At 73.4% G+C, this 21047-nt stretch carries 17 protein-coding genes and 1 riboswitch; of the genes, 6 read left to right on the top strand and 11 right to left on the bottom strand.

Annotation, left to right across the window (positions count from 1 at the left end; genetic code table 11):
- Positions 1-65 precede the first annotated feature (65 nt).
- The 5 genes from PSEJ35_RS0102160 to PSEJ35_RS15155 form a co-directional block, all read right to left on the bottom strand.
- Entirely contained in the window at positions 66-1469 is a 1404-nt protein-coding gene (locus tag PSEJ35_RS0102160) for a hypothetical protein (RefSeq protein ID WP_028916349.1), read from the bottom strand.
- Positions 1466-2374 (bottom strand): ABC transporter ATP-binding protein, encoded by a 909-nt coding sequence (locus tag PSEJ35_RS0102155; protein WP_028916348.1) that lies wholly within the window; start codon positions 2372-2374, stop codon positions 1466-1468. Before PSEJ35_RS0102155 ends, PSEJ35_RS0102160 begins: the two co-directional genes overlap by 4 nt.
- Positions 2371-2763 (bottom strand): GntR family transcriptional regulator, encoded by a 393-nt coding sequence (locus tag PSEJ35_RS0102150; protein ID WP_028916347.1) that lies wholly within the window; start codon positions 2761-2763, stop codon positions 2371-2373. Before PSEJ35_RS0102150 ends, PSEJ35_RS0102155 begins: the two co-directional genes overlap by 4 nt.
- 62 nt (positions 2764-2825) lie before the next feature.
- Positions 2826-3740: a M23 family metallopeptidase gene (locus tag PSEJ35_RS0102145; RefSeq protein WP_232207558.1), complete on the bottom strand. Its 915-nt coding sequence runs from the start codon at positions 3738-3740 to the stop codon at positions 2826-2828.
- Positions 3737-4801: a hypothetical protein gene (locus PSEJ35_RS15155; RefSeq protein WP_051412430.1), complete on the bottom strand. Its 1065-nt coding sequence runs from the start codon at positions 4799-4801 to the stop codon at positions 3737-3739. Before PSEJ35_RS15155 ends, PSEJ35_RS0102145 begins: the two co-directional genes overlap by 4 nt.
- Before the next feature lie 103 nt (positions 4802-4904).
- Positions 4905-5024: riboswitch (SAM riboswitch) on the top strand.
- A gap of 71 nt (positions 5025-5095) precedes the next feature.
- Here PSEJ35_RS15155 and PSEJ35_RS0102135 point away from each other — a divergent pair.
- Genes PSEJ35_RS0102135 through PSEJ35_RS0102125 form a run of 3 tightly spaced genes read left to right on the top strand, consistent with a single transcriptional unit; the run spans position 5096 to position 8462 of the window.
- On the top strand, positions 5096-6145 hold the full coding sequence (locus tag PSEJ35_RS0102135; protein WP_028916345.1) for a homoserine O-succinyltransferase: 1050 nt from the start codon (positions 5096-5098) through the stop codon (positions 6143-6145).
- Positions 6142-7365 carry an O-succinylhomoserine (thiol)-lyase gene (locus PSEJ35_RS0102130; RefSeq protein WP_028916344.1) on the top strand — a complete coding sequence of 408 codons (1224 nt, stop codon included), beginning with the start codon at positions 6142-6144 and terminating at the stop codon, positions 7363-7365. The genes PSEJ35_RS0102135 and PSEJ35_RS0102130 overlap by 4 nt, the downstream gene beginning before the upstream one ends.
- Positions 7362-8462, top strand: a complete 1101-nt coding sequence (locus tag PSEJ35_RS0102125; RefSeq protein ID WP_028916343.1) for a homoserine dehydrogenase — start codon at positions 7362-7364, stop codon at positions 8460-8462. The genes PSEJ35_RS0102130 and PSEJ35_RS0102125 overlap by 4 nt, the downstream gene beginning before the upstream one ends.
- On the opposite strand, the gene PSEJ35_RS15150 is transcribed toward PSEJ35_RS0102125, so the two are convergent.
- Positions 8459-11581, bottom strand: a complete 3123-nt coding sequence (locus tag PSEJ35_RS15150; RefSeq protein WP_156924703.1) for a ligand-binding sensor domain-containing diguanylate cyclase — start codon at positions 11579-11581, stop codon at positions 8459-8461. The genes PSEJ35_RS0102125 and PSEJ35_RS15150 overlap by 4 nt on opposite strands.
- A gap of 86 nt (positions 11582-11667) precedes the next feature.
- On the bottom strand, positions 11668-13050 hold the full coding sequence (locus PSEJ35_RS0102115; protein ID WP_028916342.1) for an L-serine ammonia-lyase: 1383 nt from the start codon (positions 13048-13050) through the stop codon (positions 11668-11670).
- 119 nt (positions 13051-13169) lie between these two features.
- Here PSEJ35_RS0102115 and PSEJ35_RS0102110 point away from each other — a divergent pair, with 119 nt between their 5' ends.
- Positions 13170-13397, top strand: coding sequence for a glutaredoxin family protein (locus PSEJ35_RS0102110; RefSeq protein WP_028916341.1), 228 nt, complete (start codon positions 13170-13172; stop codon positions 13395-13397).
- A 12-nt stretch (positions 13398-13409) separates the two neighbouring features.
- Here the strand turns inward: PSEJ35_RS0102110 and PSEJ35_RS0102105 are convergent, their stop codons facing one another.
- The 3 genes from PSEJ35_RS0102105 to PSEJ35_RS15145 are packed head-to-tail and all read right to left on the bottom strand — an operon-like array spanning position 13410 to position 15261.
- The gene (locus PSEJ35_RS0102105) at positions 13410-13976 is read right to left on the bottom strand and encodes a YceI family protein (RefSeq protein ID WP_028916340.1); all 567 of its coding nucleotides are present in this window, start codon (positions 13974-13976) and stop codon (positions 13410-13412) included.
- On the bottom strand, positions 13973-14551 hold the full coding sequence (locus PSEJ35_RS0102100; protein WP_028916339.1) for a cytochrome b: 579 nt from the start codon (positions 14549-14551) through the stop codon (positions 13973-13975). Before PSEJ35_RS0102100 ends, PSEJ35_RS0102105 begins: the two co-directional genes overlap by 4 nt.
- Entirely contained in the window at positions 14548-15261 is a 714-nt protein-coding gene (locus tag PSEJ35_RS15145; protein ID WP_198014135.1) for a YceI family protein, read from the bottom strand. Before PSEJ35_RS15145 ends, PSEJ35_RS0102100 begins: the two co-directional genes overlap by 4 nt.
- 165 nt (positions 15262-15426) lie before the next feature.
- Here PSEJ35_RS15145 and PSEJ35_RS0102090 point away from each other — a divergent pair, with 165 nt between their 5' ends.
- Positions 15427-18966, top strand: a complete 3540-nt coding sequence (locus PSEJ35_RS0102090) for a hybrid sensor histidine kinase/response regulator (RefSeq protein ID WP_232207557.1) — start codon at positions 15427-15429, stop codon at positions 18964-18966.
- Entirely contained in the window at positions 18963-19919 is a 957-nt protein-coding gene (locus PSEJ35_RS0102085; RefSeq protein WP_156924702.1) for a hypothetical protein, read from the top strand. The genes PSEJ35_RS0102090 and PSEJ35_RS0102085 overlap by 4 nt, the downstream gene beginning before the upstream one ends.
- 41 nt (positions 19920-19960) lie before the next feature.
- Here the strand turns inward: PSEJ35_RS0102085 and hemE are convergent, their stop codons facing one another.
- Complete coding sequence (hemE, locus tag PSEJ35_RS0102080; RefSeq protein ID WP_028916336.1) at positions 19961-21034, bottom strand: uroporphyrinogen decarboxylase; 1074 nt, start codon at positions 21032-21034, stop codon at positions 19961-19963.
- Positions 21035-21047: the final 13 nt, after the last annotated feature.

Below are 21047 nucleotides of genomic sequence, written 5' to 3'. Positions count from 1 at the left end.
GGGTCGGGCGCCGGAAGGCGCTTGCTCGGAGCGGAAAGCCGGCGATTATACGGGGCGGGCCGACGCTAGTTCTGCAGCCAGGGATGCGGGAGCGCCCGCAGCCGCGCCAGCGCCGCGCCCTGCAGGAGCACCCCCGCGATCAGGACCAGGCTCCAGGCCGTGTGCAGCCAGGACGGCGGGTCGCCGCGCATCGTGGCCAGCATGGTCGCCATCAACCCCAGGATGAGCGCCACCACCAGCGCCGCGCAGGCCCAGCGCCCCGGCCGCGAGCGCAGCGATAGCAGGGTCGCCCCGGACATCAGGAACAGGCTGCCGGCGCAGGTCCACCCCAGCATCAGGTAGTACCCGCGCGGCGCGTCCACCGCCAGGCCGAAGCCGGCCATCACCGCCAGCGCCGGCAGGCTGCGCACGATCGCCTGCCGGCCTAGCTGGGCGGCCAGCGACGGCGCCGGACGCGCGGGCAGGCCGGGCAGCAGCGCCAGTTCGTGCAGGCCCAGCGCCGGGCGCCAGAACAGCGTCTGCAGGCGGATCATGGGGGCGAAGGCGGTACTGAGCACCATCAGCGGCGCGAAGGCCAGGCCGATGTGGCCGCGGCCGCCGGTGGTGTTGCCGAGCAGCAGCCAGAACAGCGCCACCGCGACGATCGGGCCCTGGGTGGCCAGCACGTTGCGCAGGGTGCCGCGGCCGAAGCCGGGGCCCAGGGCGATGGCCAGCGCCTGCTGCGGCTCGCGGTGCAGGGCGCTGCCGATCGGCGTGTCCAGCGCGAACAGTGGCGAGTTCCAGTTCGCCTGCTGCGCCTGTTCCAGCGAACCGCGGCCATCGGCCGGCAGCGCCAGGGCCATCGGCGTGGACCAGGTGCCCTGCGGCCGCGGACGGCGCGCGATCCACCACCAGCAGGACGCGCTGGCGGCGAACAGGAGCGCCGCCAACGCGGCGATGAACAGGGGAGAGCCGAGCCAGGCCCGCGCGGTAGCGTCGTCGAGGCTACCGGGCAGCCAGCGCGCGGCCACGCCCGAGGCGATCAGCACCCACATCATCCACGGCGGCATGCTCACCCAGAACAGGCCCAGCGCGGTGGCGGCCGCCAGCGCGGCCGCGGCCAGGGCGAATCCGCCCCCGGTCGCCATCGTCATGATCAGGGCCGGCACCAGCACGACCAGGACCGCCGCGGCCAGGCCGCATAGCAGGGCCTGGCGGCCGGTGTGGGGCAGCCGCAGCCGCGCGGCGTGTACGGTCAGCGCGATCAGCCGTGCGCCGGCCAGCATGGCCCAGAACATGGTGAACACGGCGGACAGCATCAGTCCGAGATTGGATGCCGTGTCGGGCTGCAAGCCGATCAGCACCAGCAGCGGGCCAGCCCCCATACCCAGCAGGATCAGCGCATTGGCCCAGCCGCCGGCGGCCAGGATGGTGCGCAGGGGCGCGAGCGACGGATACGACAGGCGTGGACGCTCAGCGATGGCGTTCATCCGGCCACCTCGATGAACAGGTCTTCCAGGCCCAGCCGGTCCACCCGCACGCCTTCGACCAGCAGCAGGTCCTGCCAGCCCTCGCGGCCCGTCAGGACCAGGCTCGCGGTGCCGTCGTCGAGGGCGCGACGCGCCAGTTCGCCGCGGAATGCAGCCGGCAGGCGCGCGGCCGCCTCGGTCGGCACGACGACCCGGACCACGCCGTCCTTCACCTCGTCCAGGGCGCGGTCCAGCAGCAGGCGGCCGTCGTGCAGGAACGCCACCCGCGAGGCCACCCGCTCCAGGTCGCTGACGATGTGGCTGGAGAACAGCACCGTGGTCCCGGTGTCCATGGCCTGTTCGACCAGCTCGCGCAGCAGTTCGCGCCGGGCCACCGGGTCCAGGGCCGAGGCCGGCTCGTCCAGCACCAGCAAAGCCGGCCGCGGCGCCAGCGCGCGGGCCATGGCCAGGCGCTGGGCTTCGCCGGGGGAGAGCTTGCCGATCGCGCGCGCCGGATCGATCTCCCAGCGCCGCAGGAGCGCGGCTGCATGCGCCGGGTCCCAGCCCGGATACAGCTGGCCCAGGTACTGGAACAGCTGGCCGACCTTCATCCAGCCGAAGGCCTGCGGCTGCTGCGGCACGTAGCCGAGCCGGGCCTTGCGCGCGTCGTCCAGGGCCAGCGCCGGCGCGCCCATCAAGCGCGCCTGCCCATCCTGCGGCCGCAGCAGGCCGAGCAGGCAGCCGATCAGGCTGCTCTTGCCGGCGCCGTTGCGGCCGATCAGGCCCAGTACTTCGCCGCGCGGGACCTCCAGGTCGATGCCGCGCAGAACCTCGCGGCGGCCGTAGGCGAGGCGCAGGCCGGTGGCGGCCAAGGGCAGGTCCAGGTCCAGGTCGTGCCGTGCGACGGCGGTGGCCAGTGCGTTCATGCGTCCTCCTCCTCGAGCAGTTGCCGCAGCCGCGCGAGCACGCGGTCCACGGGAAGTTCCAGTTCGCGGCCGTGGCGCGCGGCCTCGCGCAGCGCCGGTTCCAGCTGCTGCATGCGCGCGGCCACGCTGTCGCTGCGCTGGCGCCGCGCGGCCACCGCCATGCCCTTGCCGCGCAGCCGCTCCAGCACGCCCTCGGCCTCCAGCTGGCTGTAGGCGCGGGACACGGTCATCGGGTTGATCGCGTGCGCGGCGGCGACCTCGCGCACCGACGGCAGGGCGTCGCCGGGGCGCAGCTGGCCGGCGCTGACCAGGCGCCGCAGCTGCTCGGCGATCTGGCGGTAGATCGGCTCGGGCAGCGCGGGGTTGACGTGCAGCAGGCGTGCATCCATGTGTATCAATACAACAATACACTTGGGGCGAAGTCAAGCGCCGGCGTGGTCCGCGGTGGGCTTCAGCGCGAACGAGTCCCCGTGTCGCGGGCGAACTTCAGCTCGCCCAGGGCGCCGAACATCCGGATCGGGATCGCCTCCAGGCGCATGCCACGGTTGACCTGGACCACGAAGTGCAGGTGCGGGGCGGTGCTGAAGCCGGTGTTGCCGGACAGGGCGATGCGCTGGCCCTGGCGCACGCGCTGGCCGGGGCGGACCAGCACGCCTTCGGGCTTGAGGTGGGCGTACAGGGCCATGCTGCCGTCCGGATGCAGGATCCGCACGTAGTTGGCGCGGCCGCCGTAGCGCTCGCGGTCCAGGCCGGCGCGGGCGAAGTCCGATTCCACCTGCAGCACGGTGCCCTCGCGCGCGGCCAGCACCGGGGTGCCTTCGGGCAGGGCGAAGTCCACCGCGTAACGGTTCTCCGCATCGGCGTGGCTGAAGCGACCGCCGAAGGCCTGGTCGATGCGTACCTGCTGGTGGTCGAACGGCAGCCGGTATTCGACGTCGGCCGGCCGCGCGCGCGGATCGCCGGGCAGCTGCCGCAGGTCGAGGTCGAAGCGGCTTTCCTGGCGCGGATCGAGCGGATACAGCCGCGCCAGCACCCGCTGCGTGCCGGCTGGCAGCACCGCCTCCAGCGGCAGCGCCGGCACCGCGCGCAGGTTGCTGGCGCGCGCCAGGCCCAGGTGGACCTGCATCGGGCCGGGCGCGTGGTTGCGCACGGAAACCTCGTAGTGGCTGCCGCGGTCGCCCACCTGCAACCGCACCGGTTCGCCGGGCGAAGCGGGCCGGTCCACGGTGGACTGCGGCGCCCGCGGCGCCGGCGGCGTGTCCTTCGAGTCCGGCCGTGGCCAGAACCGCGCCGCGTCCGCCGGTGCGGCCAGCGGCAGCGCGACCAGCGCGGTCGCCAGCATCCGCCGGAGGGTGCGCGGATTCATCCGCGGCAGGCCAGTGCCAGCTTGAGGCGCCGCGCGACTTCGCCCAGGTCGAACGCGGCCACCGACACGTCGGCGTGCAGCGCGAACAGCGCGCCGTGCGGGAAGCGCGGCGTCGGCCCGCCGAGGGCCACGCCGTCGGTGCCGGCGGTGCGCATGCCGGTGAAGCGGCCGGCCGGCGCGAGCGTGTCGCGGTCGAACAGCCGGAACAGGGTGGGCTCGACCTGGTCGGCGGCGATCCAGTAACCGGCGCCGCCACCGCAATCCCACAGCACCACGCCCTCGGCGTCGCTGGCGAACGGCGGCAGGTTGCGGCCCAGGTAGCGGCCCTGCAGCGAGTACTCGCGCAGGGTCGAGCCGACCCGGCGGTCCTCCTCGGCGATCAGCATGCGGCCATGCGCCGGGTCGCCGGCGATGGACTCGACCATGCGCAGCGCGCCGGCCTCGCCGGTGTCGCCGAACGCGTCCACGTATTCCGCCTGCAGCGCGCCGTGCGCGTCGACGCCGACCCGGTAGCGCTTCACCCGTTCGGCCAGCCGTTCCACCGGTGGCAACCGCGAGGTGGCGAAATCCTCCATGAAGCTGTCGGTCACGTAGGCGGTGATCGCGCCGCCGTCGCTGGTGTCCAGCCAGATGCCGTAGGGCAGCTGCAGCTGCTCGCGGCCGAACTCGCCGAGCACGCGGAACTGCGGCAGCTGCAGCACCTGCACCCGCCGCGCGTCGCGCTCGACCACGAACAGCAGGTCGCCGGCCACCGCCACGCCGTTGGGGCGACGGAACTGGCCCGGGCCCTCGCCGGGGCCGCCGGAGGCGCCGATGCGGATGCCGGTGTCGGCATCGAACACCAGCAGGCGTGCGCCGTCCTTGGCCGAGGCCAGCAGCCAGGGGCTGCCGCCGCCGGCCGGACGCCACAGCCCCAGCGAGTCCATTTCCTCGTCGGGCACCGGCTCGGAGATCCAGGCCTCGCGGATCACCGTCGTCGGGGTGGCCGCAGGCGCGCGCGGGGTGGGAAGCGCCGCGGCCAGGGCCAGGACGGCGCAGAGGATGCGTGGAAAGGTGGGCATGTAACCGATTATCCGCAGGGACAGGGGCGGGCGGGAAGGGGATATTCATCGCTTCATGCAGATGAAACGATTGACAGGGCCGCGGGCCGGTGGCAGTCTGGCCGGGCCATCGAGACCGGCGGAGGGACAGGCCCTTTGATGCCGGGGCAGCCAGCGGGCGCGAAAGCGTCCAGCCAGGTGCCAAATCCTGCGGGGACCCACGCGGTCTGCCGGAAGATGGTTCGAACCGTGCCAGCGCACGGCGAACGCGGGCCCCGCGAAGGCTCGATGGCGGTTTTCCCCGGAATCCCCGCCATGAGCCTCGTGAACACCGTCCTCCAGCCCGAATCCCGAGACACCGTCGAGACCTTCGCCGGCACGCCGCTGCCGTCCGGCGATACCGTTGCGTCCGCCGTGCGCGGCGAGATCGCGATTTGCCTGCCGATGCGCCATGCCGGCACGCGCGAGCTGCGGCTGCGCTACGAGGTCCAGGGCCCGGCCGATGCGCCGGCGGTGTTCGTGGCCGGCGGCATTTCCGCGCATCGCCATGTCTCGGCCAGCGAGGTATTCGCCGAACGCGGCTGGGCCGACGCGCTGGTCGCCGCCGGGCGCACGCTGGATCCGGCCCGCACCCGCGTCGTGGCCTTCGACTACGTCGGCGCCGACGGCCGCCTCGACGCCCCGATCGACACCACCGACCAGGCCGATGCGATCGCGCTGCTGCTGGACGCGCTGCGCATCGGGAAACTGCAGGCCTTCGTCGGCTATTCCTATGGCGCGATGGTCGGGCTGCAGTTCGCCGTCCGCCATCCGGCGCGGCTGCGGCGGCTGGTCGCGGTCAGCGGCGCGCATCGCCCGCATCCGTATGCCTCGGCCTGGCGCGCGCTGCAGCGCCGCGCCGTCGCCCTGGGCCAGCTGCAGTGCGCCGATGCCGCCGGCCTGGCCCTGGCGCGGCAGTTCGCGATGCTCAGCTACCGCACGCCGGAGGAATTCGGCGAGCGCTTCGACAGCGCGCCGGAGATCGTCAACGGCCGCGTGCGCTGCGCGGCCGAGGACTACCTCGACGCCGCCGGCGCCCAGTACGTGGCGCGCACCCCGGTCACCGCCTACCTGCGCCTGTCCGAGTCGATCGACCTGCACCGCGTCGATCCGGCCGCGGTAGGCGTGCCGGTGACCGTGGTCGCCGTGGAGGGCGACCGCCTGGTGCCGCTGTCCGATTCGGTGAACCTGGTCGAAGGCCTGCAGGGCCGCGGCCAGCTGCGCGTGCTGCGCTCGCCCTACGGGCACGACACCTTCCTCAAGGAAACCGACCGCATCGACCTCATTCTCGCCGCCGTGCTGCGCGGCAACGGAGCCCACCCGTGAGCCAGGAAACCTCCCCCGCCTGTCGTTCCGCCACCGCCGCCGTGCGCGCCGGCATCGACCGCGATGCCGCCTATGGCGCGGTCACCCCGCCGATCGTGCTGTCGAGCAACTTCAGCTTCGCCGGCTTCGGCAACAAGCGGCAGTACGACTACACCCGCAGCGGCAACCCGACCCGCGACCTGCTCGGCGAGGCGCTGGCCGAACTGGAAGGCGGCGCCGGCGGCGTGGTCACCGCCACCGGCATGGGCGCGATCACCCTGGTACTCAACGCGCTGCTGCAGCCCGGCGACACCCTGGTCGTGCCGCACGACGCGTACGGCGGCAGCTGGCGCCTGTTCAACGCGCTGGCCGCCAAGGGCCACTTCGAACTGGTCACCGCCGACCTGACCGATCCGCGCTCGCTGGCCGATGCGCTGGGCCGTTCGCCGAAGCTGGTGCTGGTGGAGACGCCGTCCAACCCGCTGCTGCGCGTCACCGACCTGCGCTTCGTGATCGAGGCCGCGCACAGGGCCGGCGCGCTGGTGGTGGTCGACAACACCTTCCTCTCGCCGGCGCTGCAGAAGCCGCTGTCGTTCGGCGCCGACCTGGTCCTGCATTCGACTACCAAGTACGTCAACGGCCACAGCGACGTGGTCGGCGGCGCGGTGGTCGCGGCCGACCCGGAGGTGCACCAGCAGCTGGTCTGGTGGGCCAACGCGCTGGGCCTGACCGGCTCGCCGTTCGACAGCTTCCTGACCCTGCGCGGCCTGCGTACCCTGGATGCGCGGATGCGCGTGCACCAGGAGAACGCCAACGCGATCGCGGCGCTGCTCGACGGCCATGCGGCGGTGGAGAAGGTCTACTTCCCCGGCCTGCCGTCGCACCCGGGCCATGCGCTGGCCGCGCGCCAGCAGGCCGGCTTCGGTGCGATGCTCAGCTTCGAGCTGCGCGGCGGCGAGGCGGCGGTGCGCGCCTTCGTCGATTCGCTGCGCTGGTTCACCCTGGCCGAGTCGCTGGGCGGCGTGGAAAGCCTGGTCGCGCATCCGGCGACCATGACCCACGCGGCGATGAGCGCCGAGGCGCGCGCCAAGGCCGGCATTTCCGACGGCCTGCTGCGCCTGTCCATCGGCATCGAAGCCTCCGAGGACCTGGTGGCCGACGTCGCCGCCGCGCTGGATGCGGCGGTGCGTGCCGCGGCCGACGCGGATGCCGAGCTGGCCCGCAAACGGGTGGACGCATGAGCGCAGTGCTGCGGCCGCAGCCGCGTCCGGGCACGCGCGCCGGCCGCGAACGCACCGCGCCGGTGCGGCGCCTGGCGGTGCTGGGCACCGGTACCGTCGGCACCGCCTTCGTTGATCGCTACCAGTCGCTGCAGTCGCGCGGGCTGGCGCTGCCGCAGGTGGCCTGGCTGGCCAACTCGCGCGGCGTGCAGACCTGCGAAGCGGGACTGGCGCAGGCACTGTCCGCGGTGAAGGCGGCGCCGCGCCGCGAGACCACGCTGCCCGGCTGGGCCGAGGCCGAGGCGCTCCACGAGGACGACATCGTGGTCGATGCCACCGCCAGCGACCAGGTCGCCGGCTGGCATGCCGAATGGCTCGCGCGCGGCGTCCACGTGGTCACCGCGAACAAGCTTGGCCACGGCGCCGCGCTGTCGCGTTCGCAGGCCATCAACGACGCGCAGGGCAGCAGCGGCGCGCGCTATGGCGACAGCGCCACCGTCGGCGCCGGCCTGCCGGTGCTCGGCAGCCTGCGCGCGCTGGTCGCCGGTGGCGACCGCATCCACGCGGTGGAAGGCGTGCTCTCCGGCTCGCTGGCCTGGCTGTTCGGCAACTTCGACGGCTCGCGGCCGTTCTCGGCGCTGGTGCGCGCGGCCGCGGCCGCTGGTTATACCGAGCCGGATCCGCGCATCGACCTGTCCGGCGAGGACGTGCGCCGCAAGCTGCTCATCCTGGCGCGCGCGGCCGGCCTGCCGCTGGAGGCTTCGCAGGTGAAGGTGCGCTCGCTGCTGCCGGCGGACCTGGCGGAAGCGGCCGTGGGGCAGGTCGATGCGCTGCTGCCGTCGCTCGATGCGCCCCTGGCCGCGGAACTGGCGCGGGCGCGCGCCGCGGGTGCGCGGCTGCGCTTCATCGCCCGCTTCGATGGCGACGGCGCCGGCGTCGGCCTGCACGCGCTGCCGGCGGCGCATCCGCTGTGCGGTGGCGGCGGTACCGACAACCGCGTGGCGGTCAGCAGCGACCGCTACCCGCGGCAACCGCTGGTGATCCAGGGGCCCGGCGCGGGCGCGGAAGTGACCGCGGCGGCGCTGCTGGACGACGTGCTGCGGATCGCCGCGGCCTAGCCGGTCGAGGTGTCGCCGGCACTGGCCGGGGCGTCGCGGTTGCGCTCGACTGCAGGGCCCCAGGTCTCGACCAGGCCCTGCTCGAGCATCCACGACGGATCACCTTCCAGTCGCTCGAGGCCCGGCGGCAGGTGCGCACCCGGGCGCGGCCGGCAGGCCGCCCAGGTGTCGCGGCCACCGGACTTGGCCCGGTACAGCGCGCGGTCGGCGAGGGTGACCATCTGTTCCCAGCCCAGCAGTTCCGGCGCCTCGGGGAACAGCGGGTACTCGGCCAGGCCGATCGATACGCTCAGCCGGTGCAGCTCGCCCGGGTCCAGTTCGAACGCATGCGCGCGGATTTGCTCGCACAGCCGCTCGCCGATCCGGGCCAGGCTGGCGCGCGGCTGCGGGCGCAGCACCAGCAGGAACTCCTCGCCGCCCCAGCGCGCCACGTAGTCGCCGCTGCGCACCATGCCGGTGAGCAGCCGGCCGAGCTGCTCGAGCACGCGGTCGCCGGCGGCGTGGCCGTGCGCGTCGTTGATCGACTTGAAGTAGTCCAGGTCCAGCAGCGCGAACACCACCACCTCGTCGTCGCCCGGCGCGGTGTCGCGGCCGTGCAGGGCCAGGTCGCCGGGGATCTGCCGCGACAGGTAGCGGCGGTTGCGCAGCCCGGTCAGCGGATCGGTGAAGCTCAGCGCTTCCAGGCGCGCGTTGGCCACCTGCAGGTCGCGGGTGCGTTCCTGCACCAGCTGCTCCAGCCTGCGGCTCTGCCGCCGGTAGCGGCGCTGCATGCCGAGGTACGCCAGGTAGGCGAGGGCCCCGAACAGCAGCGGCAGCAGCAGGCGCAGCGAGCGCGCCTCGTGCCAGTGCGGCGGCACCGCCAGCCCCAGCCGCGCCGTGGCGACGGCGCCCCCGCGGTCGCCGACGTCGACCACCTCGAAGCGGTAGTGCCCCGGCGGCAGGTTGGTGTAGGTGGCGCTGCGCAGGTGCGGCGCGTCCAGCGAGCGCCATTCCTGCTCGTAGCCGGCCAGGCGGTAGCGCAGCTGCACCGCGTGCATCGGCTGGAACGAGGGCCGGGTGAACTCGAACTTCACGTCGCGCACGCCCAGCGGCAGTTCCAGTTCCTGCACCGGGTCGGGCACGACCCATTCATTGCCGACCTGCACGCGTTCGAACAGCACGCGCGCCGGTTCGCCGCCTGCCGGCTGGAAGCGGGTGTCGACCAGGACCACGCCTTCGCGGGTCGGCAGCCACAGCACGTCGTCCAGCAGCAGGCCGCGGCTGTTGCCGGCGCCGTTGCAGCACTTGCCCGGCTGGCCGCCCTGTTCGCGCGCGCCGGAATTGAGCACCAGCTCGGCGCGGAGGTCGCCCACCGGTTCGCGCAGCGGCGGCGCCAGCGAGGCCAGCGGCAGGCGGTAGATGCCGCGCATGCCGGCGACCCAGAGGTAGTCGCCGGCGCTGGCGATGAAGAAGGCGATGTTGGCCGGGACGCCCTGGGCGCGGCCCAGCCGCGTCCAGCGCTGGCCGTCGAACAGGCGCAGGTCCTCGCCGGTGTAGCTGCCGACGATCCAGCGTCCGTCGTCCAGCTCGTGGATCGCGCTGATCGCCGCCTCGGGGTCGAGCCCGGTGAGCTGGCCGAGCGGCTCGATGCGGCCTTCGCGCCACTCGAACAGGCCGCCGTGGGTGCCCAGCAGCACGCGGCCGTCGCGGGTTTCGTGGACCACCCGCACGCGCGGGTCGGGCAGGCCCTGCTCGCTGCCGTAGCGGCTCAGGCTCCCGTCCGGCCACAGCAGGAACAGGCCTTGGCTGGTGGCGAACCACAGCCGCTTCGCGCGGTCGCGGACGATGCCGTTGACCTGCGCCGCGCGCAGCGGCGCCAGCACCGCGGGGATGCTGACCCGGTCGCGTTCCAGCACCGCGGCGCCGGCGCGGGTGCCGATCCAGGTGCGGTCGCGTTCGACCAGCAGGCTGTAGGCCTCCGGGTGCGGCAGGCGCGCGCCGGCCACGCGGCTGTGGAAACGGCGCCCGTCGAATACCTCGACGCCGTCGCTGCCGCCGACCCAGACCTTCCCGTCGGGCCCGCGCGCGATCGACCACAGCAGCGGATGGTGCAGGCCTTCCTCGTGGTCCAGGCGCGCCGTCCAGCCGTTCCACAGGCGGGTGACGCCATCGACCATGCTGCCCATCCACAGGTTGCCGTCGCGGTCCTCGTGGATGGCGCGGATGGCGCGCGCGCCGGTGACGTCACCGACGCTTTCCACCACCCGGCCGTCGCGCAGGCGCTGCAGCTGCTGCGGGCTGGCCGCCCAGAGGTTGCCGTCGCGGTCGCCGGCCATCGCTTCCACCGCCATCCGCGCCACGCGCTGCCAGCTGCCGTCCGCGTGGCGGTACAGGCCGGTCGTGGTACCGGCCCACAGCGTGCCACCGCGGTCGCGGGCCAATCGGGAAACGTGGACCTGCGCGGCCTCCGCCGGCAGCGGATACGCGCGCACGGAGTCGCCTTCCAGGTGGAACACCTGGCCGACGCTTCCGGCCCACACGCCCTCGCCGTCGCGCAGCAGGTCCAGCGCCGGGTCCTGCAGGGGATGGCGCAGCTCGAGGGCGGTGCCGGTGCTGGCGTAGACGCCGCCGGGACCGGCTACCAGTACGCCGCCGGCGGGGCCGTCGACGATGGAGCGCACCGCGAAGCCCGCCTGCGGACGGCGCTCGCCATCGAGCAGCGGCACGCTGCGCAGGCGGCCGTTGCGGTAGACCAGCAGGCCCTGCGAGGTGCCGATCCAGACCCGGCCGTCGCCGGTGCCGTGCAGGGCCAGCACGTGTCCGCCGAGTTCGGGCGCGTCGTCCTGGCCGTAGCGGATGAAGCGGGCCCCGTCATAGCGGGTCAGGCCGCCCTGCGAGCCGAACCACAGGTAGCCGTCGCGGTCCTGGGTGATCGCCAGCACGCTGATCTGCGGCAGGCCATGTTCGACGCCCCAGGTGTCGCCCACGTAGTCGCTGAAGGATTTGTCCGGCTGCAGCGCGGCGGCCGGAAGGGCGGGGCCGAGCCAGGCCAGCACGCAGGCGCAGGCCCCCAGCGTCATCCGGCGCAGGCCGGCGGCGATGCTGAACGGAACCCCCTGGCAACCGGCAGCGGCTGGCACGTGAACCGAGAACTCCCCCTGTTCCCCATGGGCCAAGTTACGGGTTTTTCGTGGCGCTCACCAGCCGCGGGCGGGCACCCGCCTGTTCAGCATTCGATGACGTTGACCGCCAGGCCGCCGCGCGAGGTTTCCTTGTACTTGTCCTGCATGTCGCGGCCGGTGTCGCGCATGGTGCGGATCACCTTGTCCAGCGAGACCTTGTGCTGGCCGTCGCCGCGCAGGGCCATGCGCACGGCGTTGATCGCCTTCACCGCGCCCATGGCGTTGCGCTCGATGCAGGGGATCTGCACCAGGCCGCCGATCGGGTCGCAGGTCAGGCCGAGGTTGTGCTCCATGCCGATCTCGGCGGCGTTCTCGACCTGGCCGGGGCTGGCGCCCAGGGCTGCGGCCAGGCCGGCGGCGGCCATCGAGCAGGCCACGCCGACCTCGCCCTGGCAGCCGACCTCGGCACCGGAGATCGACGCGTTCTCCTTGTAGAGGATGCCGATCGCCGCGGCGGTGAGCATGAAGTCGAACACGCCCTGCTCGGTGCTGCCGGGGCAGAAGCGGTCGTAGTAGTGCAGCACCGCCGGGATGATCCCGGCCGCGCCATTGGTCGGGGCGGTGACCACGCGGCCGCCGGCGGCGTTCTCCTCGTTCACCGCCAGGGCGTAGAGATTGACCCAGTCCAGGGTGGTCAGCGGATCGCGCATCGCCGCCTCGGGCTTGGACGACAGTTCGCGGTACAGGCCCGGGGCGCGGCGGACCACGTGCAGGCCACCGGGCAGGGTGCCGTCGGCGCGGATGCCGCGGGCCACGCAGGCCTGCATCGCGTTCCAGATCGCGCGCAGGCCGTTGCGGATCTCCTCCTCGCTGCGCCAGGCGCGCTCGTTGGCGAACATCACCTGCGCGATGGACAGGCCGCTGTCGGCGCAGCGCTGCAGCAGCTCGTCGCCGCTGGAGAACGGATACGGCAGGGCGGTGTCGTCGGGGACGATCCGGTCCTCGGCCGCCTCGTCGGGATTGACCACGAAGCCGCCGCCGACGGAGTAGTAGTCGCGGGTGGCGATGACCTGGCCGTCGGCGTCGTAGGCGGTGAAGCGCATGCCGTTGGTGTGGAACGGCAGCTTCTGGCGCTTGTTCATCACCAGGTCGCGCTTCTCGTCGAAGGCGATGGCGTGGCCGGGGGCGAGGCGCACGCTGCCTTCGCTGCGGATGCGTGCCAGCAGGCCGGGGATGGCGTCCGGATCGACCGTGTCGGGCAGGTGGCCCTCCAGCCCCAGCAGCAGCGCCTTGTCGGTGCCGTGGCCGCGGCCGGTCAGGGCCAGCGAGCCGAACACCTCGGCGCGCACCCGCGCGACCTCGGCGACGCGGCCCGGCTCGACCAGCCAGTGGCCGACGAAGCGCGCGGCGGCGCGCATGGGCCCGACGGTATGCGAGGAACTCGGCCCGATGCCGATCTTGAACAGGTCGAAGGTGCTGACGGCCATCGGGGACGCGCGGATCCTGGCGGAAGGCCGGCCATTGTATTGGTTGCGGCTGAAACGGGCATGACGCGCCGCGGTCGATCCGCTACCGTGGCGCCCCCGGCCACGCCACGGATTGCCCGATGCCCCGTTACGTCCTCTACCAGCGCGACGACTGCCACCTGTGCGACCAGGCGCTGGCGGTGCTGGCCTCGATCCGCTTCCCGGAGCCGGAGAGCGTATTCATCGACGACGACGTGGCCCTCGAGGACGCCTACGGCACGCGCGTGCCGGTGCTGCGCGATAGCCGTGACGGGCGCGAGCTGGACTGGCCGTTCGATGCCGGCCAGGTCCGGGCCTGGATGCGTTGAGCCGGCACGCCCTCAGCGCGGCTTCAGTACGACGCGCGTGCTGACGTTGACCTCGTTGGGGATGGTGGTGGTGTCGGCCCAGTCGCCGTCGCCCACGCCGAAATCCAGGCGCTTCACCACCGCCTTGCCTTCGAGCACCGGCTGCGCGCCGTCCTTCCAGGTGAAGGTCAGGGTGACCGGCTTGCGCACGCCGCGCAGTTCCAGGGTGCCGTCGGCGGCGTAGCGATCGTCGTCCAGCCGGCGGAAACCACTGGCGGTGTAACGCGCCTGGGCGAAGCGGGCGACGTCGAAGAACTCGGCGGCCTTGAGCATGGTGTCGCGGTCGTCGTTGCCGGTGGAGGCGCTGGCCAGGCCGATGGTGACGTCGAGCGTGCCGGCTTCGGGTTTTGCGGGGTCGAAGCTCAGCTTCGTGTCGAAGCGCGAGAAGCGGCCGGTGAACAGCTCGCCGTCGTAACGGCTGGCGAAGGCGAGGGTGGAACCCGGCGCCTGCACGTAGTCGGCGGCGACGGCCGGCGCCGCCGCAAGCATCGCGGTGAGCGCCGCGGCCACAGCGCCCGGCGAAGTGAGCTTGATGGTCATCGTGGATCCTCGGATCGGGGAACGGAAATCCAGCCGCGCGGCAGCATCCGCGCCAGGGTGGCGTCGCGCTGGACGAAATGGTGGTAGAGCGCCGCCGCTGCGTGCGCGGCGACCAGCGCCATCAGCACCCAGAACAGCAGTTCGTGCGCGCTGTTGGCGGTTTCGGCCAGCGCGTGGTCAGGGGCGACCAGCTTGGGCACTGCGACCAGCCCGAACCAGCGGAACGGGCGAAGTCCGCTGGCCGAGTCGTACAGCCAGCCGGACAGCGGCACCGCCAGGATCAGCAGGTAGATCGCGCCGTGGGTCAGCGTGGCCAGCTGCCGCTGCCAGCGCGGCGTTCCCGGCACCGGCGCCGGCGCGCCGGCGTACAGGCGCCAGCCGATGCGCGCCACCACCAGCGCCAGCACGGTGATGCCCAGCGACTTGTGCGCGGTGTAGACCCAGAAGTACTTCGGCGAACGCGGCAGTTCGCCCATCACCAGCCCGACCACGCCGATGCACAGGATCAGCACGGCGATGGTCCAGTGCAGCAGCTGGCTGACGGTGCCCCAGCGTTCGAGGTTCTTCGGGCTCATGCGGGTTCGTTCTCGTGGCGTTCGGTGCCGGTGGCGGCGGGATCGGTGGCGGCTCCGGGTGGCACAGTTGCCGGCATGGCCTCGCCTGGAACGGCTTCGACATCGTCGCCCGGCTCCGCGTCCGGAAGGGTGTCGGGATCATCGGCCGCGTCGCCGGCGCCGCGCGCGCGTACCGCTTCGGCTTCGATGCGCAGTTCCACCTCGTCGCCGATCACGTTCGGCCACGCGTCGATGCCGAAGGCGGCGCGGCTCAGGCGCGCGTGGGCGCTGAACCCGGCAGTGCGGCGGAACGGCGGCATCGGGTGCCGGTGCAACGAATTGAACCTCACCTCCAGCGGCACCTCGCGGGTGACGCCGCGAAGGGTCAGCTGGCCGTGCACGATGAAGCGGTCCGCGGCCAGCGGTTCGACCCGGGTGGAGACAAAGCGCGCCTCGGGCCAGCGCCCGGCGTCAAGCAGGTTGCGGGCGAGGGTGGCACGGTTCCAGCCTTCGTCGCCCAGGTCCACCCGCTGCAGCGGCACGCTCACGTCCAGACGCGCGCTGCTCCAGTCCTCCGGATCGAACTCCAGCGTGCCCCGGCTGCCGGACACCGTGCCCAGCGCCTGCGAGTAGCCGGCATGCGACACCGCGAACAGCACCCGGGTGTGCACCGGGTCCAGTTCGTAGCGCGCGGTGGCGGCGGACGCCGGGAGCGATGTCAGCGGTGTCATCACCACCAGGGCCAGCAGCCGGCGGAGCACGCGGCGGCAGGGCGACGGGCAGGCGGGCGCGGGGAGTGGGATCATGGCCGCATTCTAGGCCCGGTCGGCGACGGCCGTGGCTTGCGCCTGCAACGATGCGTTGCGACGATTCGGGCCGGGGAGCAGGAGGCGACGATGTTGCGTGCGCTTTGGCTGTGCGTGCTGCTGGTGGTCGCCGCGACCGCCAGCGCCGCCGTGCCCGAAGTCCCGCGCTTCCGCGTGCTCGGTCCGGCCGACGGCCTGCCGGCCACCACCGTGCCGGCGCTGGCCCTCGACCATGACGGCTTCCTGTGGGCGGCTACCTGGGACGGCCTGGCGCGCTACGACGGCGCCGGCTTCCGCGTCTGGCGGCACGATCCGGACGATCCGGCCTCGCTGCCCGGCAACGTGCTGCAGGCGCTGCACGTGGACGGCCGCAACCGCATCTGGGTGGCGAGCGAAGGCGGCGGCGTGAGCGTGATGGATCCCGGCCGCCAGGGCTTCCGCCATTTCCGCAAGTCGCTGTTCCCGCAGATGGAAAGTGACGAGGTGTTCGCCATCGCCGGGCGCGGCGAGGAGATCTGGCTCGGCACCTACGGCGGCGGCCTGTACCGCATCGACGCGCAGGACCAGGTGCGGCGCCTGCGCTCCTCCGATCCGGACGTGAACGCGGTGCTGGACCGCGCGATCCTGGCGCTGTCGTTCGACGAACACGAAGGCATCCTGGTCGGCACCTTGCAGGGGCTGGTGCGCTGCGCCGGCAAGCAGGTGCAGCGGATGCCGCTGCCCGGGCCGACCCCGTGGGCGACGGTGGTCTCGCTGTGGCGCGAAGGCGATTCGACCTGGGTCGGTTCCACGCGCGGCCTGTTCCGCCTCGGCGACGATGGCCAGTGGCGCACGCCGGCCTGGGCGGCCGAGTTCAACGGTTCGCGGACCGTCACCGCGATGAGCGACGACGGCGAGGGCGGCTACTGGATCGCGACCACCGACGGCCTGTGGCGCGTGCGCGGCAACGACGCGCCGATCGCCGTGACCCGGCAGTCGCGCGTACTGGGCGTGAACAGCCAGGTGCAGGCGCTGCTGCGCCAGCAAGACGGGGCGCTGTGGGTGGCGCTGCCGTCGCGCGGCCTCGGCTACCTGCGTTCGGACTGGCGCCGCACCGCGGTGCTGGACGCCGAACACGGCCTGCGCGGCGGCGTGTACCGCGGCGGCGCGACCGCGACCGACGGCGGCGTGTGGCTGGTCGGCACCGCCGGGGTGCTGGAATGGCTCGACACGCGCACCGGCAAGGTCACCACCGTGCGCGAACCGGACGGAGCGCGCCCGACCGCGGTGCTGGAGGATCGCGCGGGCAACATCTGGACCGACCACGGCGCCGGCGTGATCCGGATGGAACGCGGCACCGGCCGGATCCAGCGCTGGGACAGCGTGTCGGTGCAGGACCCGACCTTGGAGAAGGCGGCGATCAACTGGCTGCTGTCGGCGCCGGACGGCAGCGTCTGGCTCGGTTCGCCGGGCGCCGGCCTGCAACGCCGCGACCCGGTCACCGGGCGGGTGATCGAGTCGCTGCGCGCCGGCGTGCCCGGGCTGGGCGCGGCCGACCTGGCGATGGTGCGGATCGGTCCGGACGGCAGCCCGTGGGTCGCGGTGGAACATGGCCTGCGCCGCTGGGATCCGGCGACCTCCAGCTTCGTCGCGCCTGACGGTATCGACGGCCAGCCGGTGCTGGCCTTCGCCTTCGACGGCAGCGACCGGTTGTGGCTGCACCGGCTCACCGGCCTGGAAGTGTGGGAGCGCAACGGCGGACAGTGGCAGCGCCGCATGCACCTGGGCACCGCCCAGGGCATCCCGGCGACCGAGGCGACCGGGCTGGTGGTCGACGGCCACCACCGCGCCTGGCTGGCCACCCGCCGCGGCCTGTTCCGCGTCGACCCGGCCGGCGGCCGCGACGGCGAGGCGGCGGTGCGCCGCTTCGGCGTGCGCGAAGGCCTGCCCAGCCAGGAGTTCACCGAGCGCATGCTGCTGCTGGACAGCAACGGCGTGCTGGTCGGCAGCACCGGCGACGGCTCGCTGGTGCTGCTGGACACGGACATGCCCGACCCGGTGCGGCCGCCGCCGCGCCTGGTGGTCGACTCGGTGCAGGTGATGCGCGGCGACGCGCAGGTCGAGCTGCCGGTGCAGGGCGGCTTCGAGCTGCGCCCGGGCGACCACGACCTGCAGCTGGCCGTGCGCCTGCTCGCCTTCGACGATCCGGAATCCAACCGCTACCGCTTCCGCCTGCTCGGCCTGGAGCAGGACTGGTACGAGGTCCAGGGCCGCGGCGACCGCGTGTTCGCGCGCCTGCCGCCGGGCCAGTACCGGCTGCAGCTGCAGGCCGCCGCCGGTCCCGGGCAGCCGTGGTCGGAGGTGCAGGAACTGGCCTTCAGCATGCCGCCGCCGTGGTGGCGCAGCCCTTGGGGCATGGCCCTGCTCGGCGCGGCCGCGCTGCTGGCGCTGGCCTGGTCGGCGCGCATGTACCGCCTGCGCCTGCGCCGACGCAGCCAGTGGCAGCTGGACGTGCACAAGCGCGAGCTGGCCGAGCAGGCCTCGCTGGCCAAGAGCCGCTTCCTGGCCACCCTCGGCCACGAGGTGCGCACGCCGATGACTGGCGTGCTGGGCATGAGCGAACTGCTGCTGACCACGCCGCTGGACGCGCGCCAGCGCGGCTACGTCGAATCGATCCGCCGCGCCGGCGAGCACCTGATGCGCCTGGTCAACGACGCGCTGGACCTGGCCCGCATCGAGGCCGGCAAGCTGGAGCTGGAGCCGCAGGACTTCGACCTGCGCGCGCTGGTCGCCGAGGTCGCCGCGCTGATGGGGCCGGTGGCCGAACAGCGCGGCCTGGCCTTCAACGTGCATGTGGACGCCGATGCGCCACAGGCGCTGCGCGGCGATCCCGGCCGCGTCCGCCAGATCCTGCTCAACCTGCTGGGCAACGCGCTGAAGTTCACCGACCGCGGCGAGGTGGCGCTGGAAGTGTCCGCCGGCGTCGGCGGCGGGGTCGGCTTCGTCGTGCGCGACACCGGGCCGGGCCTCAACGACGAACAGAAGCAGCGCCTGTTCCGCCGCTTCGAACAGGCCGAGGGCGCGCGCACCGCCGCGCGCTACGGCGGCAGCGGCCTGGGCCTGGCGATCTGCCAGGAGCTGGCGATGGCGATGGGCGGCGGCATCAGCGTCGACAGCGCGCCCGGGCAGGGCACCGCGTTCCGCGTGCAGTTGCCGTTGCCGCTGGCGCAGCCGGTGGCGCCGCCGGCGCCGCCGCGCCCCGCGCGCCAGGCCGGCCGGCAGCTGGACCTGCTGCTGGTCGAGGACGATCCGACCGTCGCCGACGTGATCTCCAGCCTGCTGCGCGCGCAGGGCCATCGCGTCGCCCGTGCCGCGCACGGCCTGGCCGCGCTGGCCGACGTGTCGGTGGCGCGCTTCGACCTGGCCCTGCTCGACCTGGACCTGCCCGGCATGGACGGCATGGCCCTGGCCCGGCAGCTGCGCCTGCAGGGCTTCGCCCAGCCGCTGCTGGCGGTGACCGCGCGCACCGACGCCGATGCCGAAACCCAGGCACGCGCCGCTGGCTTCGACGGGTTCCTGCGCAAGCCGGTTACCGGTGAAATGTTGGCCGCGGCGATCGAAGCCCTGCTGCCGGAGCTGGCCGAGGCATGACGACGCGACGCTGGCCGGCATGGATGTTCGCCGCCGCGCTGGGCTGGGCGGCGCCTGCCTTGGCCGATACGCCCGACGGCGGCAGCGGCGGACAGGGCCTGCCCGCCGGCCTGCTGCTCGGCGGCCTGCTCAGCGAGAGCCGCGTGCTGTATCCGCTGCAGGTGGGCGACTGGCGTGCGGTGTCCGAGCAGCGCTTCCCCGACCAGCGCTATGGCGTGGCGGTCCGCTACGTCGACGGCGAGCGCTGGCTCGACCTCTACTTCTACCCCGGTGGCCCGCAGGCGCCGGAACTGCTCGGCCAGGTGGCGCGGGCCGAACGCGAGAGCATCGGCGCGGCCGCCCGCGAATCCGACCGCCAGATCCGGCTCGGCGAGCTGCAGCAGATCGCCCTGGCGGGCGAAGGCGAAACCCGGGTGCAGGCCTGGCGCCTGGGCCTGGAATACCCGGGCGAGCAGCGCGCTTCGGCCATGCTGCTGTTCGCGCGCAACCTCTACCTGGTCAAGGCGCGGGCGAGCGCGCCGCCCCCGGCCACGCCGGCGTCGCTGCTGGCGGAGGCGCAGGCCTTCATGGAGGAGGTGGCCGCGCAGGTGCGCATCGCCAGCACCGGCGAGTGCTGGTTGCCGGAACGGCTGGAAGTCGTCGACGTGCTGCCGGATCCGGCGGAGCCGCAGGTCTTCGCCAGCTACCGCGATCCGGGCAAGGCGACGGCGGCGGTGGTCACCGCCGCCGGCGTGCAGGTGGCGCGCGCCGAAGCCGCGCGCGCGGAAGGCCTGGCGACCGAGCTGGCCGCGGCCCTGTATCCGGGATGCGTGGCGCCGGAGGCGATCGAACCGGACGTGCCACCGCACATGCGCGAGATCCGCATCGAATACCGGGTCCCGGCGGCCGGCGACTCGGACCGGCGCTCGCCGCCGGTCGGCCGGCCGCGGGCGCCGCTGCGCGCTACCGGCTGACCCGGCGCCGACCGGCGTCGGGTGTTCCGCCGAAGCGCGCCTCAGCGCGCGCTGTGCGCGTGCACCGCTTCGACCAGGGCGCGCACGTGTTCCGGATCCATGTCCGGCGACATGCCGTGGCCCAGGTTGAACACGTGGCCCTCGCGCGAGCCGCCGTTGCCGGCGGCGTAGTCGTCGAGCACGCGCGCGGCCTCGCGGGCGATCGCCTCGGGGCTGCCGTAGAGCGTGGCCGGGTCGAGGTTGCCCTGCAGGGCAACCTTGCCGCCGGTGCGGCGCGCGGCCTCGGCCAGGTCGACCAGCCAGTCCACGCCGACCGCGTCGGTGCCGGTTTCGGCCAGCGCTTCCAGATACGGCGCGTTGCCCTTGCCGAACAGGATCAGCGGGGTGCGGTCGTCGCTCTGGCCGCGTTCCAGTTCGCGCGCGATCCGCTCCAGGTAGGGCAGGGAGAATTCGCGGTACAGCGTCGGCGAGAGCACGCCGCCCCAGGTGTCGAACACCTGCAGCGCCTGCGCACCGGCGGCGCGCTGCGCGGCCAGGTAGGCGATGACCGCGTCGGTGACTACGCCCAGCAGCCGGTGCAGCAGCTCCGGGCGGTTGAAGGCCATCGCCTTGATCTTCGAATAGTTGTCGCTGCCGCCGCCCTCGACCATGTAGCAGGCCAGGGTCCAGGGGCTGCCGGAGAAGCCGATCAGCGGCACCGAACCGGCGAGTTCGCGGCGGATGACGCGCACCGCGTCCATCACGTAGCGCAGTTCGGTTTCCATGTCCGGCACCGCCAGGCGGGCCACGTCGGCCTCGTCGCGGATGGGGCGCTCGAACTTCGGGCCTTCGCCTTCGGCGAAGTACAGGCCCAGGCCCATGGCGTCGGGCACGGTGAGGATGTCCGAGAACAGGATCGCCGCGTCGAGCGGGAAGCGGCGCAGCGGCTGCAGGGTGACCTCGCAGGCCAGCTCCGGGTTCTTGGCCATGGCCAGGAAGCTGCCGGCGGCGGCGCGGGTGGCGCGGTACTCCGGCAGGTAGCGGCCGGCCTGGCGCATCAGCCACACGGGCGTGCAGTCCACGGGCTGCCGGCGCAGGGCGCGCAGCAGGCGGTCGTTGGCGAGGGTTTCGGACACGTTGAACCTTGGA

The sequence above is a fragment of the Pseudoxanthomonas sp. J35 genome (genome assembly GCF_000513995.1).
Lineage (GTDB): Bacteria > Pseudomonadota > Gammaproteobacteria > Xanthomonadales > Xanthomonadaceae > Pseudoxanthomonas.
Note: the sequence above shows the minus strand (reverse complement) of the source record. Positions and strands in the feature narration are given on the sequence as shown.